Origin of the sequence: Pseudomonas germanica (genome assembly GCF_019614655.1) — a bacterium.
GTDB lineage: Bacteria > Pseudomonadota > Gammaproteobacteria > Pseudomonadales > Pseudomonadaceae > Aquipseudomonas > Aquipseudomonas neuropathica.
Genome location: NZ_CP071586.1, coordinates 3,855,152 through 3,872,364 on the forward strand (window position 1 = coordinate 3,855,152; position 17,213 = coordinate 3,872,364).

Annotated in this window: 9 protein-coding genes; all 9 read right to left on the reverse strand. The window is 54.1% G+C overall.

Annotation, left to right across the window (positions count from 1 at the left end; genetic code table 11):
* Nucleotides 1-5: 5 nt before the first annotated feature.
* Complete coding sequence (gene dpdI, locus J0G10_RS17170) at nt 6-722, reverse strand: protein DpdI (protein ID WP_220556323.1); 717 nt, start codon at nt 720-722, stop codon at nt 6-8.
* Nucleotides 713-3,811, reverse strand: a complete 3,099-nt coding sequence (dpdH, locus tag J0G10_RS17175) for a protein DpdH (protein ID WP_220556324.1) — start codon at nt 3,809-3,811, stop codon at nt 713-715. The genes dpdI and dpdH overlap by 10 nt, the downstream gene beginning before the upstream one ends.
* Nucleotides 3,808-4,758 carry a protein DpdG gene (gene dpdG / locus J0G10_RS17180; RefSeq protein ID WP_220556325.1) on the reverse strand — a complete coding sequence of 317 codons (951 nt, stop codon included), beginning with the start codon at nt 4,756-4,758 and terminating at the stop codon, nt 3,808-3,810. Before dpdG ends, dpdH begins: the two co-directional genes overlap by 4 nt.
* The gene (dpdF, locus tag J0G10_RS17185) at nt 4,755-7,349 is read right to left on the reverse strand and encodes a protein DpdF (protein ID WP_220556326.1); all 2,595 of its coding nucleotides are present in this window, start codon (nt 7,347-7,349) and stop codon (nt 4,755-4,757) included. Before dpdF ends, dpdG begins: the two co-directional genes overlap by 4 nt.
* Nucleotides 7,346-10,633 (reverse strand): protein DpdE, encoded by a 3,288-nt coding sequence (dpdE, locus tag J0G10_RS17190; RefSeq protein WP_220556327.1) that lies wholly within the window; start codon nt 10,631-10,633, stop codon nt 7,346-7,348. Before dpdE ends, dpdF begins: the two co-directional genes overlap by 4 nt.
* A 614-nt stretch (nt 10,634-11,247) precedes the next feature.
* Nucleotides 11,248-12,741 (reverse strand): ParB N-terminal domain-containing protein, encoded by a 1,494-nt coding sequence (locus J0G10_RS17195; RefSeq protein ID WP_220556328.1) that lies wholly within the window; start codon nt 12,739-12,741, stop codon nt 11,248-11,250.
* Between the two features lie 9 nt (nt 12,742-12,750).
* On the reverse strand, nt 12,751-13,194 hold the full coding sequence (locus J0G10_RS17200; RefSeq protein WP_220556329.1) for a PDDEXK family nuclease: 444 nt from the start codon (nt 13,192-13,194) through the stop codon (nt 12,751-12,753).
* A 518-nt stretch (nt 13,195-13,712) separates the two neighbouring features.
* The gene (locus J0G10_RS17205) at nt 13,713-15,680 is read right to left on the reverse strand and encodes a DUF262 domain-containing protein (protein WP_220556330.1); all 1,968 of its coding nucleotides are present in this window, start codon (nt 15,678-15,680) and stop codon (nt 13,713-13,715) included.
* Complete coding sequence (locus J0G10_RS17210) at nt 15,680-17,152, reverse strand: DUF262 domain-containing protein (RefSeq protein ID WP_220556331.1); 1,473 nt, start codon at nt 17,150-17,152, stop codon at nt 15,680-15,682. The genes J0G10_RS17205 and J0G10_RS17210 overlap by 1 nt, the downstream gene beginning before the upstream one ends.
* Nucleotides 17,153-17,213: the final 61 nt, after the last annotated feature.

The window sequence follows — 17,213 nt, forward strand, 5'->3', positions numbered from 1 at the left end:
TTCAATTAGCGTGCCCGCACTACATAGTTAGCCAACATGTTATTCGTGCGCAGCCATTCAATGACTTCTTGGGTCAGCAGGTCGAGGTTAGCTCCGTTCCCAGTGGCGGTGGCGTCAAAGAACGCCTTAACCGGAACTGGCACGTCGTCACTCTCGACAAACTGGATGTTCGCTAAGTCCTTCGAACACGCGAGCACCTCGCGCAAAGCCTCAACAGTAGCAGGCACGAGATTACGGTATTGATTGAAACGCTGATACAGGCGCGTATAACGATCCAAAGATATCTGGTTCTCCGGCAGTGCCTGCAGAATGCTCTGCTTGCGTTGCTCGGGAGGGACTCCACCAAACAACTTGCTGCTGAAGTAGACTTTCCAGTCCTGCTTCTGCTGTACCTCTGCCGAAGCTCTGAACTCGGTTAGCGTCGACATCAACTTACTCCAGCGCTGCTTGTTCACCAAGGTAGTGGCCTTAGGTGACTCGACAAAGCGGGCATTGATCTGACTGATCAGTTGTTTCGCCTTATCGATGGCCTCAATTCGCGACAGGGGAACGTTCTCCTCCCGAAGCAAGGTGTTTCGGCGTGCCACGGTCACGATCCGGTTGGCCAGATCCTGCAGTTCATTCCGCTTTGCCGCCAACGCCTCAGCTTCCTCAATGCCACTGCTGGCGGCTTCAGCATGCATCAAACGCACGCGGACATTTCGTGCATCGTTTAAGAGCATGCGGTTGCTCCTTCCAATTCCAGAGCATTCATTTCACTCATGAGGTTTTCGAACAAGATCTGGATCTCGCTAGCCTGCGCCTGGGGGTCCACGTCCTGGAACTGGTCCTCCAATCCCTTAGCGCGCTTCTCGGAAGCGCGTACCACCTTGCCCGCTGCTTCGACGAACCGCGACGCCACGATGAGCGGATGGACGTCAAAACGCCCCATACGACTGACCAACTGGCCATCGCTCTCCCCCGCTTCCCCTTCTCCGGAATTCACAAGCACGGACAGTGCCTCGAGCAGCGCGCCGCTGCGGAACTCTTCGCACAAATTCTTGAAGGCCAGGTGGCCCATGCCAATTTCATCCAAGTTCCAGACACCGGACTCCTTCAACTGGTCTGCGAGCGCCTTGAGTTCTACTGCAATTTCTTGCTTGTCGAAGTTTTCGCCGAGCTCTGATGTTAATTTTGCTCGAATATTACCCGCTCCCTGCAATACTCTGCGCACTAGGAGCTTCACACGCGCTTCGCTCATCACCGCGAGCGCCTGCTTCAGCTCGGTAGAGATCAAGTCAAGCGAGTTCAGATTGGTCACTTCGCTCTCAGGCAGCAAGTAGTCGGTTACCCTCGCCATGTCTATGGCATATGGCGTCTTACCAGCGCCTTGGAAGCTGCCGCAGTAGAAGGCAACGAGTTGGAGTAACTCGGGACGTATTCGTAACGCCTGCTCCTGCAAGGCGCGCCAATCGCCGAATTCTGCAGGTACCCCGTCAGGCAAACGTTGGGGGATACTTGGCGCACCGAACAAGAATGCAGCGAGACTGGCTGGGGTGCGGTAGCGCTCCATAAGACCGAGAATCCTGCTATTTATGGATAGCAATCGTACTGCCATGCCGAGTTTCTGCCGTATTTTAGCCCGCAGGAGCGCCAGCGCCTGCGGCATCAGTCGGTCAACAAGATTGCCGATCCAAACCAGGTCGTCGTCAGCCCCTTCGTAGTACATCTTCCCGTCATTCAATTCGTAAAAGCGAACCACGGCGGCCAGTTCTGTTCGCAATTGGCCGGAGGGATCAGTGTGATCGTCTGCCACCAATAACGCGTTTTCCCCCTTGTTACCTCCCCCCCCGGCGTTTGGTATGAATACATCCGTGGGCATAATAGGCGACTTGATGCAACGCTCGGCTGACCAATCGATCCGCTCATTGAGAGCGGACGCAATCGATTTCCGGATTTGGTTAGCAACTGGTTGCTGGGGTAGACGCTCACTCTTTTGCGCCCATCTCTCAAGAGCCTCAGTGAGGTACTCGTCCTTTGGCTTTGGTTGTGAATTCAGAGACGGTTGAATCGGATCAATCTTCGGCTTACGTTGTAGGGCACTGCGGAACTCGATGTTCGGCCTACTCAGCTTGAAGGCATCGAATACCTCCTTCGGAATGCTGCCGATCTCCTCCGACGTACGAGGAGCATTGCCCCAGATCGCGACGACACGCCGGTAGCGCTCCCGCACTTCTTCAGACACTGGAAGCGAAGCTAGCCACTGCGTGACCTCCGCATTCGTCCCAGGGGCATTGATGTCTGGTGGCGGAAATTGCCCACGTTCGAATGCCGGCCTGCCTGGCAAAAGCAAGCCACGCAAAATATTGTCAATAATGAAACGCGGGGTAAAGACCAGGGCATTGTTCCGGGTGAGCACAGACCGCGCGAGTTGTTCAATGGCTTGCTCTGTGTATGGGAATAGCGGAATCTCGCCCTCTTTCCCAAAAGCGGCCAACACAGGGTCATCGCTAGTATCGTCATGGTCGGCATATGGCCCGATCCAGGCTTCCTGCCCAGCATGCGCTCCACCCTTGATCTCAAAGTGATGCACTAACTCACGGTAGCCCCAGCGCGCAGCATTCAAGTAAGAAGCAACGAGCGCCTTAGTACGGCGCAAAACTTCTTGCTCGCTGGATAATTCGCTTTCTACTTTCCATTCACGCTTTGCACGGGTTGCGATTGTGTCCTCGGAATCTAGATAGCCATCTGTCACTGCGATGACAGAACGCATCGTCGCCAACTCCCTAACCCCATTGCGCACACCTTCCTGGATGAGCACCTTTAGCAATATATCCTGGATACCGGTGAGTGCCTTGAAGTCTTCCACAAAAATCACCAGTTCGCGCTGTTGCTGAAGTAACAGGCGGCGAATCTCCTGGATGACTTCTTGCAAAGTCATACCACCCAAGGATTGGTGCAGATTGAATAGCTGACGAATCGCTTGGTCGACAACCTTGCTCTCGTTGAGCAGGCGAGTAGCTGTACGCATGCCTTCACCTTCCCGAACTAACAATGTCCGAGTGTAATAAGCGTGCGTGGACGAAGCGGCCTTGCTGATGTCTATGGCATCTGGCAGTTGGAAGTCGCCTGCATCAAAGTCCTTGACGTATACCTCCTGCTCAGCCTGATTCTGACCAGCGATAGCTCGCTGCACGAACCTTGGAAATACTTTCTCGCGAAAATAATCGACAAGTACTGGATCACCCATGAACTTAGGTAAATTAGCAGCATGACCCCATTGCTCTTTCAATGCCGAATCTCGAGGATTAGCCCTAACACGAGCCTCTAACCCTTTCGTTAATTCGCCCAAAGCGATCTCTAGCTCTCTTTGGAACCTGATAACTGCAGTTTCGATGTTGAGTTCTTCAGTGAACGCCTTAGAAAACTCTGCCTTGACTGGCGCGTACTCCTCCCCTGGCAGTTTTTCGAGGATCAGTTCCACAACTCTCCGGAGACTGGCGCTCTTTGGGATGCGGATGATCACATATCGGTCATCGTCATTCGTGCTCTGCAGACGAGCCGTTAATATACGCACCATGTGCGATTTGCCGACACCGGATGCCCCGGTGATGGGAACAACATGGACTCCGGAGGGTACATCCTTTGTGATCAGGTACTTGAATAGATCTTCTTCGCTAGCTTCGAACTTTACGCCCGAAGAAATCTGCTTATAACTTAGTGGCGAGGGTTTGTGGACAGCTAGCAAGACGGCATCGTGGGCGCCCTCAGCTTCGTGTTTGATGCAGTCATTAATTTCGTCAGCAGTAGGCCAATAACTCAGCAAACTCATGATGCGTCCCTCAACAAGCTGATATGGGTAAAGCTTTCCCATGTCCGCCCCCCCTGCCCGACGAGCGTTAGTCGTGAACCTGCATCAGCCAGAGTCACCAAGCCGATCATTCCCTGCTTCTGCAAACGCCGCAAAGCGAATGACAGCGCTGTCGACAAGTGTCCGGTAGCAGGTGCTGTCCAACTCTCAGGCCTCAGGACCTGTTCCACTTCAAGACGGTAGACGCCAGAATCCAACACCGGCAAACGTACGGCCAAGCGCGACACGAACTCGGCCGCAGGCACTGTTTCGCCTTTTCGAATAACCTCTTTTAATTCCGAGCGCACCGCTACTGTCGGGTCGAAGAAAAAGCTTGAGTCGTCCCCAGTGGCAAAGCCAAGGAATCTCGCCCAAGACCGGAGCCCAGTCCAACGTGTGTCGTTCAGAAAGATGAATCGTCCTGTTTGCACCTGGGTTGTAATCAAACTTTCGATTTCACCATGCGTGCTTGGTAGCGCGTAGATATCCTGAGTCAGGCACCAGGCCAAACCGCGGCACAGGTCGGCCGTGCGCCCAACCTCCTCTTCCGAAATGCTGCCATTGGCGGGCCACAAGGGCATCCCGTACTCCAAGCGCAAGGCAAGGCCGCGGCAAATGGCGGGCAGGCGCTCCGTAAATGCGTCAACAGACTCCCTCGGTGTCAATTCAATATCCAAACGAACTTGGTCGCGGTCTTCAGCGAACAATCCGAGAGCGACCCAACGGAGCAGCGTTGCACGAGCCCGGGATGCCAGGTCCTTGCGTTTGTCGTTATCGGTTTCTTTGCCGCTTTCCTTATCGATGCCGGAATGCGGGACGCAGACATTAATCAGATCATCGCGAGAAATGGCTTTGTCTCGGGCGACCATTCTGGCCAGAGTCAGGAGTATCGGATGGAGACCATCGTTTTCACGGTTTAGAATGCTCATTGGGTTATCACTTGAATTAGTTTTTCCAGATGCAGCGCATTCGGGGTGACGTCGGCAAGACGGCGCAAGCTATTACCAGGATCCGGCATGCCGAGCGGTAGCAGCACAACATGGAAGGGCCGCTGCAACATCTGGGTATCCATGATGAGTTCAGGGGAGGAGTCCGGTTCCAGCACCGTCAAACGGGCCAGCGGGGAGTAAGGCTCCAGATTGGAGTCCAAAACCGACCGATGTAGCAGTACCCGGTCGCGCGCGAACTGATATAACCGGGTCCACTCGGGAAGGCACACCAGTGGCGATTCAGGGTGGGCTGCCAACTCACGTACGCCGCATGACTGCACCAGCCATCTAGCGAATTGCAGGATGGCTTGTCGGACGCCGTCCCTGGGTCGACTCTCGTCATAGAAGACATAGGCAAAAGCGGGGTCCACCCAAGGAAAATTTTTCCGCCAGGCGTCGGCCGACGACGATAAGACACGACTCACCGGCACGACGACCGGTTCGGCATAGTGCCTGCGATCCTCAGTGTCGAAGCGATCCGCCGGACAGCCGCCGCAAACCTGTGTTACCTGAACCGGCCAGCGCAACGACCGAATACGGTACAACTGTGTAAGCGTGGCACCGACTTCTTGACCGATCTGCTGGTCCAGGCCGCTGGACCGGGGCAGCAGTTGCCGCATCATTTGCAAGTTCCGCTCAGCCGCCTCTAGCGTCTTGTTTCGCGAGGCTCTGATCGCGTCTTCCCAGACTTTGGAAATAAGATGGCCGTCGTTTCGGATTCGTACGCGCACGTTTGCCATTGCCGCTAGCATTGACGAAGCATCCTCACCCGGCTCGGTATCCTGCTCGTCGCGATTGACCTCTAGTTCGAGAGTTATTAGGCCAGCACGCGCCATCAGGATGAGGGTTCGCATGTTCCAGTTAACGTTGTGTTCGCTTCCCCCCGGTAAACCTTCGCGCACGGCGTCGATATTGATGCCCCACAAGTCCTCTTCAGTAGTTGGCTGGCGTGACTGGTACATGGCCTTCCAGCGGCTGAAGCCAAGCTCATCGGAAATTATCTTGGGCTTTGCGAGTCGCTCCGGCAAAGCCCAGTCGGTATCGTCGAATACCAACAGGCTGACCGACGACTTGCCGTCACGGCCACCGCGCCCCACTTCTTGATAGAAGCGATCCAGAGTTTCCGGAATCGTCGCGTGGATCACCGTGCGCACATCAATCTTATCGAGACCAACGCCAAAAGCTGACGTGGCGACAATGCCATCGAGGCGATTGGCTGCCCACTCCAAAATGATTCGCTGCCGCTCGCGATCGGGCGTCCCACCGTCAAACGTGGCTAGGCGGCGCAGGCCTCCGCGAGAACGTAACACTGTGTTCCAAGACGCGATTTCTTCTCGCTTAGTGACGTAAAGAATGAACGGTCGCGGGGCATGTCGCAGTGCCTCAAGTACGCGTTCTTGCTTTTCGTACGTCGATGCAGCCTTGTAGAACCAATATTGCGGTTCCGGGCGAAGATGCACCGCCGATACCATTTGTACCCGTTCGGGGGGGCCGAATAGGCTAGCCAATGTTTCTACCGTTTCATCCGTGAAGGTGGCACTCATTAGCAAGGTTCGAAAACCACGCGGCGCCAACCGAAGTAGGCTGTGGCGCAGACCTGCCAAGGCCTGAAAGGAAGGACGGAACTCGTCTCCCCACTGGGTGACCAGGTGAGCTTCATCAATCACGAAGTACCGCAGCATGCCGTCGGTGGTGGCATCCGACACAACACGTAGTAGCGAAGTGGTGAGCGCTTCTGGTGAGGTGAACAGGATTCGCTGGGTGCCATTGCGCAGACGCTGCCGAATCTCGGCACGCTTTTCTTTCGATAAGCCGCCGTACCAAGCCAGCGGCCAGTCGGGGCGGGAAGGACCATTACTTCGAAACAGTTGCTGCATAGCGCGCTCCTGGTCGAGAGCAAGGGCGACCGTCGGCACGACGAAGATGGTCAGATGGCCATCCTCTTTATTTACTAAAGCGGGGGCCTGCCCGACCAAGCTTTTTCCAGAGCCCGTCGGTAAATTGACCATCAGGGTATCGCCTTCTGGGATCAGAAAGGCGGCACGCACCGCCTCGCGTTGACCCGGGGACGAATAGTTCGTAAAGCCGGTTCCATCATGAATGAAGGGATCCACCTCGCAATGCACCATTCGACGTACTTTCTTGTCGGAAAAGGTATCGGCGAACACGCCATGTTCTCCGCTACCTAGCCACTCTGGATGCCACTCTCGAGCTGTTAGCAGATATGCAGTGGGTCCCGCTTCCATCGCGTCCACCCCATGGTCAGCCCAACTTGCCCGATCGGGCCACCCCCGATCGGCAGGCACACGCAGCCTCATATTCTTGCCCGCGCCGTCGCTGGCGCGGAGCAAAACATGCCGCAACAAGGGTTGCAGGTCGGCATGCCATGTTATGTCGCTAGGCTGGGCTTGCGCTGCACTCAACAACTGGAAAATCCGCTCCAGTAAGCTGTCATCTGCCTTTTCCGACCAATCAGTGGCTACTGGCCAAATCCCGAGGACAGTCTGTAACTCATCGAAACCGAAACTCATGCGCCTTCCTGTATGAAGCGTTGGATAAGGGATACAGGTTCGCTAGAGAGGAAGACCACGCCGGCGACGTCGACCTTTATCGAAGGGGACAATATGCCCCGATGGAGAGCGCGGTTAAGCTCCTGTTCTAACATAAGCTGGTGTGCCTCGGCCTCCGCCTCCCGACCTTGCAAGGACTGGATACGGGTTTGCAACTGGGCGTAGCGTATCTCGTCTTCGGCCACCGCCCGATCCAGCGCGCGGTGCTGCCTCCCCTTCAATTCCGGCCTCGCTATCACAATAGCCAGCGCGCGGTCGCGCATCCGCTCACAGCGCTCCTCCCAGTTGGCAAAAGTATCCGGCGCCACCCTCCGAAAAGCACGTAAGTAAGGTGTCTCAAGATTCTTGTCGATGTATCCCTTACCACCCTTTTTTGCATACTTAGCAATCAAAAAACGCTCAATAAAATGTTGCGGCAGTTCATCTCCGTCCTCGTCCACCCAGACTTGCACCACCGCAGGGCTAAATAAGGAGTCTCCGCGTCTTGCCAGTACAGCCTGTGCTGCTTCGCCCGATTGGCCATGATCGGCAGTCAGAACCGCGATGGCATCATCCAAGCACGCCTCCACCACAAAGTCGAAGCGGAAACAAAGTCGGATTTCTGAAGGCGAAAAATGGTCGAACACTTGCCGCCACATCACATAACTACGGCCACGGTCGTCCAAATCCGAAAATGACATGACAGCCTCAATAAATGCTGTTCCGTAACGCAATGGGCTCACTCTGCGCCTGACGGCAGTAGGACGGTGTACAGCATATGGATAGGATTTCGGTAGGGCAGCACGACTGCCTGGTGCTTCAAAATCAATAGCGCCCAAAAAATCGTTAATGAATCCAGACGAGGGAATGAGTGTCGGTGACTGATTGTTGCCATCCGGCGGGTAGTAGTGAAAGCGGAACGGATCGTCCACCGAATGGGTACCAGGAGTTCGCGGTTCATCTTCCTTGCGGAACAGAAGCGTATCTTCGATCCAATACATCATCGTGTCACGGATGGTCCTCCAATCCCCATCTACTTCGAACAAGTCGTCTAGATCCGCTTCAGGCAACGGCGACAGTTGGTCCAGCGCGTCTTGCTGATCAATCAGTTTGAGTTCGCGGGCCACTAAGCCGGAGGAACCAGCCAAACGATCACGCAACGCGTCAAGTGCTTCTACGCCGCCATGGATCAGTGCACCCGTCAAAACATCTAGTTCAGCCTCAACCAGGTACTGCAGGCTCGAGATGGACTGGTTAAAAACACCCCATCCCTGGTCGAGAATGCCGAACCATGCGGTTTGGAGCGGCGCGTCTTCATCGAGCAATACGTATGACTGCACCGAAGTGCCGGCGCCATAGCGGTCAACACGCCCGATGCGCTGTTCGATGCGATTTGGCTGTAGGGGGAGGTCAAAATGCACCACGACCTTATCCCCGCCCTGCAGGTTGATGCCCTCTTCTGCCTGGCGGTCGCAGACAATGACCCGAATCGCGGAATTGGTTAGAAATTCTCGCCAACAATGCTCATTAACCCCATCACTAACCTCGCCAACATCGTGTCGTATCAGGCCGAGGTTGCTGCGCCTTAAGTGAGCAAAGACTTTGTCAGCGACACTCTCGCTGGCGCAGAAAACTACCGCCTTGGTCGACTCCGGCAACGTTCGCAACCCCACATACAACCGGTCGAGGCGGGTCTCCATCCACTCCTCGTCCTCAATCGCACGGATGACGGTCCTGAGGAGTACCTCCTCTCCGATAAAAGACTTAGACGCGTCGCTCTCTATACTGCGTTGGCGCTCCGCGCAAAGTTGGCGAAGGACACCTAGATCCTCCAAAATAGCGCAAGTCACGGTCCAGTAGAACGCCACGAGCGCCTGCGCCACAGCGGCATCCGCTGAGCCGATCGACAGCGAGGCACTAACGCGCCAGTCCTCTACAACTGATTCGAGACGCTTCATCGCTGAATCCTTAACCGTCCAGACTTGCGCTCCTTTGCGGTCGGGCGTTAAACCCTCTACTTGGCTACGGCGGTTGCGCAGGATGCGGCGATTGAGGCGGTAAGTCTCGGAGATATGAGCTCGCAGGTGCCGCACAGCAATGCAAAATTCCGCGTCATCCTCGTCGGGCAACTCGAGCAACTTCTCCTTCAGTGCTCGAGTCAACTGCGCCAAACGCAGGTCGTTCGGAATACTCTCAGTCAAATCATCGAGCGCAGCATCCATGAAAAAGAAATTGCTCGGATCTAGGGCAGCGACCGTCTCAGCGAGCGCCTGTCGATTGACGATCTTGGCATGAAAGTTCTCTAGATCATCGAGTTGGTAAACCACCGGATCCAGCAGATGAAGCATGCGCAGAAAGCCTTCCTCGTTACGCAAAATCGGCGTCGCCGACAGCAGGAGCAAACGGTCAGTACTCTGCGCCACTTCGCTAATTAGACGGTACAAGTCTTGCTTTGCATCGTCAGCGTGAGGGTCGGCCAAATGATGCGCTTCGTCGATGACAAGCAAAGATAGGTTGGACAGAACGTCGCGCAAACCCTCGTTATCTTCCTGGGGCAGCACAAATACCGATTCATCGATGAAATCGCGCAATCCAAAGCGAACGATTAACTCATCCCGCCATTGGGTCACCAAGGCATGCGGGACTAGCACGAGGACTCGATGCTTACGCAAATCATCGAGCACAACTTGGCGGATGATAACTCCCGCCTCGATCGTCTTACCGAGGCCAACCTCGTCCGCAAGCAGATAACGCTGGGAGTGATCGGTCAAAACGCGTCGCACTACATCAATCTGGTGAGATTCCAATTCGATAGCAGAGGACAGCAAGGCAGAAATGCCAAACGCAGCGCCTCGTTGATGAAGGTAATTCTGTAGGAAGCCAGACCGCGCATCAGCAAAGCGAGGCGTTTCGGTAACAAAGTTACCAAGGAAACTGACCGGGTCTTGGACCGGTCGCTTCCATCGAACAAAGACCTGCTCGTAGCCAAGATAAACGTCGACTTTGTCAGCCAAGCGGATCTCGACGCCTTCACCGTCGTCCTCGCGTACTCGCCCGATACGCCACTGACCATCTAGTTCGTCGTACGTAAAAACTCGGGTATTTCGTCCCAAGCGCTTTTGCTTGATTGAGGATAGAGGTACGTGAACCCGGTGTCGCATCGCGCTGGTCGGACAATCGAAATACTCAACGACACCTATCGAACCATCACGGTCAACGAGTTTACCCAAGCCATCACTTTGAAAATCTTTCACTAAACAGAACATGACACCTCTTGTCCGTGCAATAGGACACCACAAGAGAAATGTCTTCAGCACTTCCTTGGCTGCCTCCAACGTTCGCGTTGAATTACCTCAAAGAGAATACAACCGCCGCCCGTCAGAGTGAACGGATTTTTCAACGCATTAGTACCTGCTAACTGAGCCGTGCCACTTTCAGCCAAACACCATCATTGGGGAATCGGTCAGTGCTTTGTCACCACCAAGCGCCAGCCCGCGCCGCTCGTAGGATGGGATTTGGCCTGCGTGCTGAGCAAGACGAAACCACATCACCGTTCATTGCCTCTTTGTGTCGACAGTTGGGCATGTCGGAAAAATCCACGAATATAGCCTGGCGCAAGTAAAAGCCAACTCTTTCCTTTGTGATGAGATTCGACTCGGTCCACGACCAGGCTGGTCTACACCAACTCGACACCCCCGCCTGCCGCTTCACTGACCGCATCGCCGAGATTATCGACCACGAATGAGCCATTGCCGGCACCGCCTTTAAGCGGGGCGTCGCCGAGCCCGCCATCGAATCTAATAACAGCGCCCCGTGCTGGCAGCGCATACCCCAGATGGAACTCGAACTACAAAAATAAATCAGATCAAGGCTTAGGGGTTCAAAAGTTGACGTCCGACTTCAACTCATCCCACGTCGGCGACAAGATTTTGTTGGCAACCACCCCTATCACAGAAGCGGTGTTTTGGGCTTGCGAAACCACAACTTCAATACCGTTGTTGCTTTTTAGCTTCACTCGGCGAGGATTACCGACTTTGTCCTGTTTGTGGCCGGTAATTGCTACCCAGTGGGCTCGGTAACGAAGCCAGTCAATTTCAGTAATTCTGGACCTCAACTCGGCGACGGTGATAATCGGCTTTCTATCCCAGTTCTGTTTCAAGGTCTTGAGTTGTGCGTTGTAGGCCTCTTCTACTGTCATGCCCGCATTCTTTGCACCAATTGCTCCCAGCAGGGGACCAATTTCGTCTATACGAGAGCGATGATACGCGATAGCTAGCGCCTTCAGTGCAAACGGCCATCCGTGAACATACAACTTTCTGAACGGATCAGCATTGGCGGGAATGGGGTCAACCCAGTCGTCGCCGAAACTATGTTCTAGAATCTCTATAAAGTCCCTAGCAAATGGCAGGAAGCGCGCAACATGGAAGTGCTTGAAATGCTCAGTTTTCAACTTGCCTTCTGATACAACATTCAGCAGCATCTGCTCCATCGTACTCAAGTCAACCAAATACTTTGTAGATTTTTCGCTCGTACTTGTATCTCTACCGGTCCCTAAACGCGATTCAAATATAGTCTCTTGAAGAGCTTTAACTCTCAGTTCGCTGAGAGCTGAAGATGTATCCAAGCTTATCACTAGATTTTTGTTCTTTTTCGAGCCTCGTCCATTTCGATCCGCGAAGCTCTGCCCAGCCTTCCGCTCATCCATATTCAGTTCAATTTCAAGCGTAACAACGAGAGTTTCAAGAGCCCCTGAATCTACCGCATCTTTTGAGTTTGCAACTGAAAACAATGCTGCCGTCTGAGTTTGGCCATCGGATTGCATTAGAGGCGATTTTGGTAGATAAATAATGCCGTACAGGCAATTCGGATTAGATTCATCCAGAGCTACGAAAACTGTTTCTTCAAATACTAAAGAGGATTGCCATCCAGAGATTGTAGGCAAGTACAAAGGCCGGTCTCCGCGGATACCCTCCAAAATATAATCACGGAAATCTATCTTATTTTGTGCTTTCTGCCCTTTAAAATCACTCTGTGTACGCTCGTGCATCTCGCGCATTTTCAGCGCATCATAGTTATCTGGTGGCGGATTGGACGGATCATATCTCACCATATCAACAAAAACGCCAAGGGTGGGATGAACCGTAACTAGAATTCTCCACGGCGCTTCTTTTGATATGACCCCTTTTCGGGTCAAAGTCCCATGAATTTTTATGTAGTTCGAAGTAGGGCTTTGAAATTCGTAAGCGCTTTTCTCGAAGCTTGCGAGTTGCTCAGGGCTTGTTTGCGCTCTAATGATGCGTAAGCCTTGATATTCTTCGTCTTTTGAAATCGAACTAGTCAAGATATACTTTTGCGCTAGATTTGGAATGATCATTACCGAGCCTTAAAGTGTTGGAGCAAAAGGAATGCGAGGGAGAACTGCAGCTTCTTCAATCAGGTATCCGGACCGCCGCAACCACGAAGGAAGCAATACTAATTCTAGATTTAGATTCATCACTTCATTCGCAATTCGCAACTCATTCGTAAATGTAAATGCTGCTATCACTCCCCGAATAGGCCTGAAAGACTCAGCTTTACGCGCCAACGCAACATACTGGATAATTTGACCTAGCGCCTTGTAATCTGCATTAATCTTGAATTCCCATTCCCTTATGACATCATCCGTATCTACGGTACGCATATCGGCGCGCAACAGAGTCCCCCAATAACGTTGTTCGGTACGAGCCAATATTTCACTAGGACGATAATTACTTAAACTCCGCGAAAACTCATCCCGGACTCGACATTCATGTTCAAATATTTTCATTGGATCTGTTACTGCATGCATAAATGCCGCTCTCCATAGCCATCCGACAACGCTACATAACTCGTTTAGGGCGATGATGGGAATCTACACGATTTTTGGCCAATCAAGAATCTATCATGATCAATTCAATTTGATTCGGCGGACATCTGCAGCGCAATGGGACAATGCGTACCTAATCAGCGTTTTTACATCGCAGTTTAAGGCCGTGCCGCCCGCTGGCCGCACCCGTGTCGAAATATGCGAAGCGCTCTCGGCCGACGTTGACTCTAACAGTGGAAGACCTTGCAGGAAGCGGCAAAGCCTGCGCACTGCGCAACCCGCGTAGCGCCGAATCTCCCGAATGTAGATGGTAGGAGCACCCGCTCCACCGAAGGCACATGCACGCTGTACCAACGCCCGCCCACAACAACAATGGTTCGTGTACAGACCAGACAGTCCAGTGTATGCCTGGGCAAGCCCAGACTTCGACACAAGGCCGCACTGCGACCAGTGGTCTCCAGCACTACCCGAGACTTATGCACACGACTGCGGCAGAAGGCTCACGTGCCGTAGTGCGTCTCGATGAGCGAGAGCATCGCTAGCGCGTGCTCGTTGATCTGATCCTGTCCCCAGTCGTCGCCTTTTCCGAGCACGTGGAACATGTGCGCCAGTTTCAAGGAGTCGTACTTGGGTTTGGCGCGGAATGCCGCTTGCTTCTTGAGTACCGCCAGGTTGCTGTACGAGGAGTTTTCACCTGGGCTGAGCAGTACCAGATTGCCAAATCCGTGTAGTAGTTCGTCGGATAATCTCCTGCCGAACTCTTCGTTTTGAGGGTGCACATGTTCGACTGAGTTCTTCGAGGTAATCCTATACCGGTGCAACTTTTCATGGTCAAGCCAGTTAGACGTGCGGCGTTCACGCCATAAAATGTATTCCAGTTTCTGAAACCAGTAGTGCTCGAAGCTCGTGCCGTTGGCTTCCTTGAGGTAAGCCACTGTCGTTGCAATGGATACCGGCTCGGCGGTGTCACTTGACAACAACCGATAGCTCGCCTCCTTCTGGGTCATCTCGGTGAGCGAGAGCTGATTATCGATCTGTTCGAGCAACGCCAGCACCTGATGTTCCGTCATGTATGGCGAGTCGACCAGCCTGCCAAGGAACGGCGTCAGCCAATATTGCGCACTGCGCTCACCCGTGAGGTAGCGCATGCTCTGCAGTTGGCTCAGGTCGGAAGTGTCCTGAGTGATTGAGCGCCAATCGGGGCCATTGCCTTTGCTTCGATTGTTGATGGAACTCAAGCGCAAGGTTCGTTCATCTTCCTCCCCCAGGCGCACCCACTTGACCACCCAGCGGTCGAACTGAAACCGCACGTTCCAGAGGCATTCCATAAACCCCTTGGCTTGCGCCGCAGTGGCCTTTTCGACGAAGCGGGAGAAACAGTCATTAAGGTTGCTGTCGTTGAGTCGTGAGCCGATGTCACTCCAATCCTGAGTGCGTCGGTAGATTCGAAACGCATGCATGAGCAACAGACCAAAGCTGACGATCGACTGATAGCGAGCCTCATCCTTCTCCCGCGGATCTTCAACCGACGCATCGTCATTCATTCTCATCGAACGTATTTCGCTGATCGTGCGGCCTTTCGCGTAACCAGCTACGGGGCGATCAAGGGAAAAGTGCTCAAAGGAGTGATCCGTGAGATCGTTGAATTTCAAGCCCCCCCAACTGGCACCAGCGAAGACATCACGTAGGTTTTTCTCGAAGTAATTCCCCATATCTTCGCACGCCTGCCAGATGCCTTCGTAAGTGGCACGGTGCTGCTTGATACGCTTCATCAAGCGTGCCTTGAGGATATCGGTCTGCTCAAGCTGGACCCCGCTGGTGTTCAGCGTCGCGAACAGTTTGTTCAGGTCCATGCCCGCGGGCATGACATTGTTGACCCAGGTCACCTGGTTGAACAGATAGTCCCCGACGCGTTCAAGGGCTCGCTCGCCGCCCACGGCCTGCAACCTCTTGAGTCTGTCGCATGCGACCTTTCGGGCAGCAATCAAGTGTATGAGATAGGGGTTCGAAATCTCCTTTTCGTCCGGCTCGATGTCCGCCGTCAAACCCGCCCAGGCGCTCAACCGTGACTGAACTTCTTCACGAATATTGAATGTGAGTCTCGGCGCATTGCCCAAGATCACAAGCGACCGCAGCGGCGATGATGGCATCAACGCATAGAACGCAAGCGCCAGCACCATCAATGTCGTCATTCGTTGCTGGCCATCGATGAGTTCGTAGGCCATGCCTGCATCAGAGGTCGAGCCCGGAACTACTTCGCTGGTCAGCACCGTGCCGATAAAGTAATGTGATTGCGCGGGTTGACCGTCCGCATCGGGCTCGCTCGCCAGGATGATCTGCTCCAGCAGTGCCTCCACATCGTCACTGGGCCATACATAGGGGCGCTGGTAACAGGGAATGGTCAGCGATATGCCTTGCTGGCATAGCGTGGCGGCAGTCTGCACATTTGACTGGACCTGAGCGTTCATCATTTGCCTCCTTGGCGGGCAATGTCAGCGAGGCTGATTCGTTCGATGGCGTCACACAACGCGGCATCGTACCCAGCAGCCACCCGGGTCGTATCCGGCCAAGCCAGATCCAGGTGAAGCGTGATGGATACCGACTCTACGAAGCGCTTCTTGATACTGTGCTTATCGAGTCCTGCCTCGGTGGTGTTGTAGGTGTAGGTCCGCAAGTACCGAAGTAGCTCCTCATGGGTATGGCTACTGGCGATCCAGTCCATCAGCGGATTTTCCCTGATGTGTGCCTGGACGCCGTCTTCCCGTACGCTGACTTCTTTGATCAGGCGCAGCGAAAAGATCATCCGGAACATCCAGAGACTGGCTTCGAGCAGTTGGGCAGTACCGAACTGGCTGGCGTACATCAGCAAAGCGCAGTCATATGCCCTGCTCAGGAACACGCTGCCGCATGCATCCTGAGACAACCGTTTGTAGTAGAAGCCGAACGAGTCCTTGAGCGGCGGTTTGCCGACGTCGAGCAACGCCCGGCGAAGGCCCTGGAAGTATTCGACGTAGCGCATGGTGTTTACCCCCGTGCCCAGGGGCTGACGCATGGCATACCCCGCTTGGACGATATGCGCTTCCTTGCCGCAGGCATCGCGATGCACCTGCAAGGGCCGATAGGTAATATCGGCGGTATTCGCCAGCGTCCGCTCAGCGAGCTCCGTGACGATCTGCTTGCGCTCGAGTATCGGGTCACGATCACTGGCAACGTTTCGCCAGCGCAGGGTTTGCCAATGCCGGGATTTCATGAGCGTAGCGACTAGGGGCTTGAGATCGCCGAGGCGCTCCCAGGTCCTGGCGAAATCATTCTGCGCAACAGGAATCACGCTGCGCAGATGATAAGCCTTGATGATGTCCGCACCGCTCAGGCGAACACCGGAAGTGTTTTGGGTTTCGAAGAAGCGGTAGGCATCGTCTTCTCGCCGTGTGACGACCAGAGTCACGTTGATGCGGGTGAAATCTATCTGCGGCAGTTTTTGCTGCTCTAGCCATCGAAGATTGAGCTGAATACGCCGATAGCTTTCTGGAGAGTTGAATTTCAACTCAGGTGCGCCTTTGTCACCCTTCTGCAGGTAATGAAGCAACGCCAAGCTGGTAATGCGCTGCTGGCCATCGATGATGTTCAGCAAGCCCCGCTGACGTGCGTTACCACCTTGCTGGTGCAGGATGATGCTGCCAAGGTAGAAGTCGTGGGCCGGCGCACCCGTGCTGAAGAAAGCTCGCAAATCATCGAGCAGCCGCGCCAGTTGCTCTTCGTTCCAACGATAGGGCCGTTGATATTCAGGCAAATGCAGGTTGCCGAAAATACAGCTGCCGTCGCTGGACGGAATCTTCCTGGCGTTGAACACATTGTCCAGGGTCGTGGAAGCAACGGTTATGCCCTCCACATCAAGCGACAGATGTGGGGCAAATTGCCATTCGCTCACGGCTTGGTTCATATGACGATCCTTGTAATGTGTTCGATGGCGGCTAACTGTAGTCAGTCCTGACAGCTCCCCC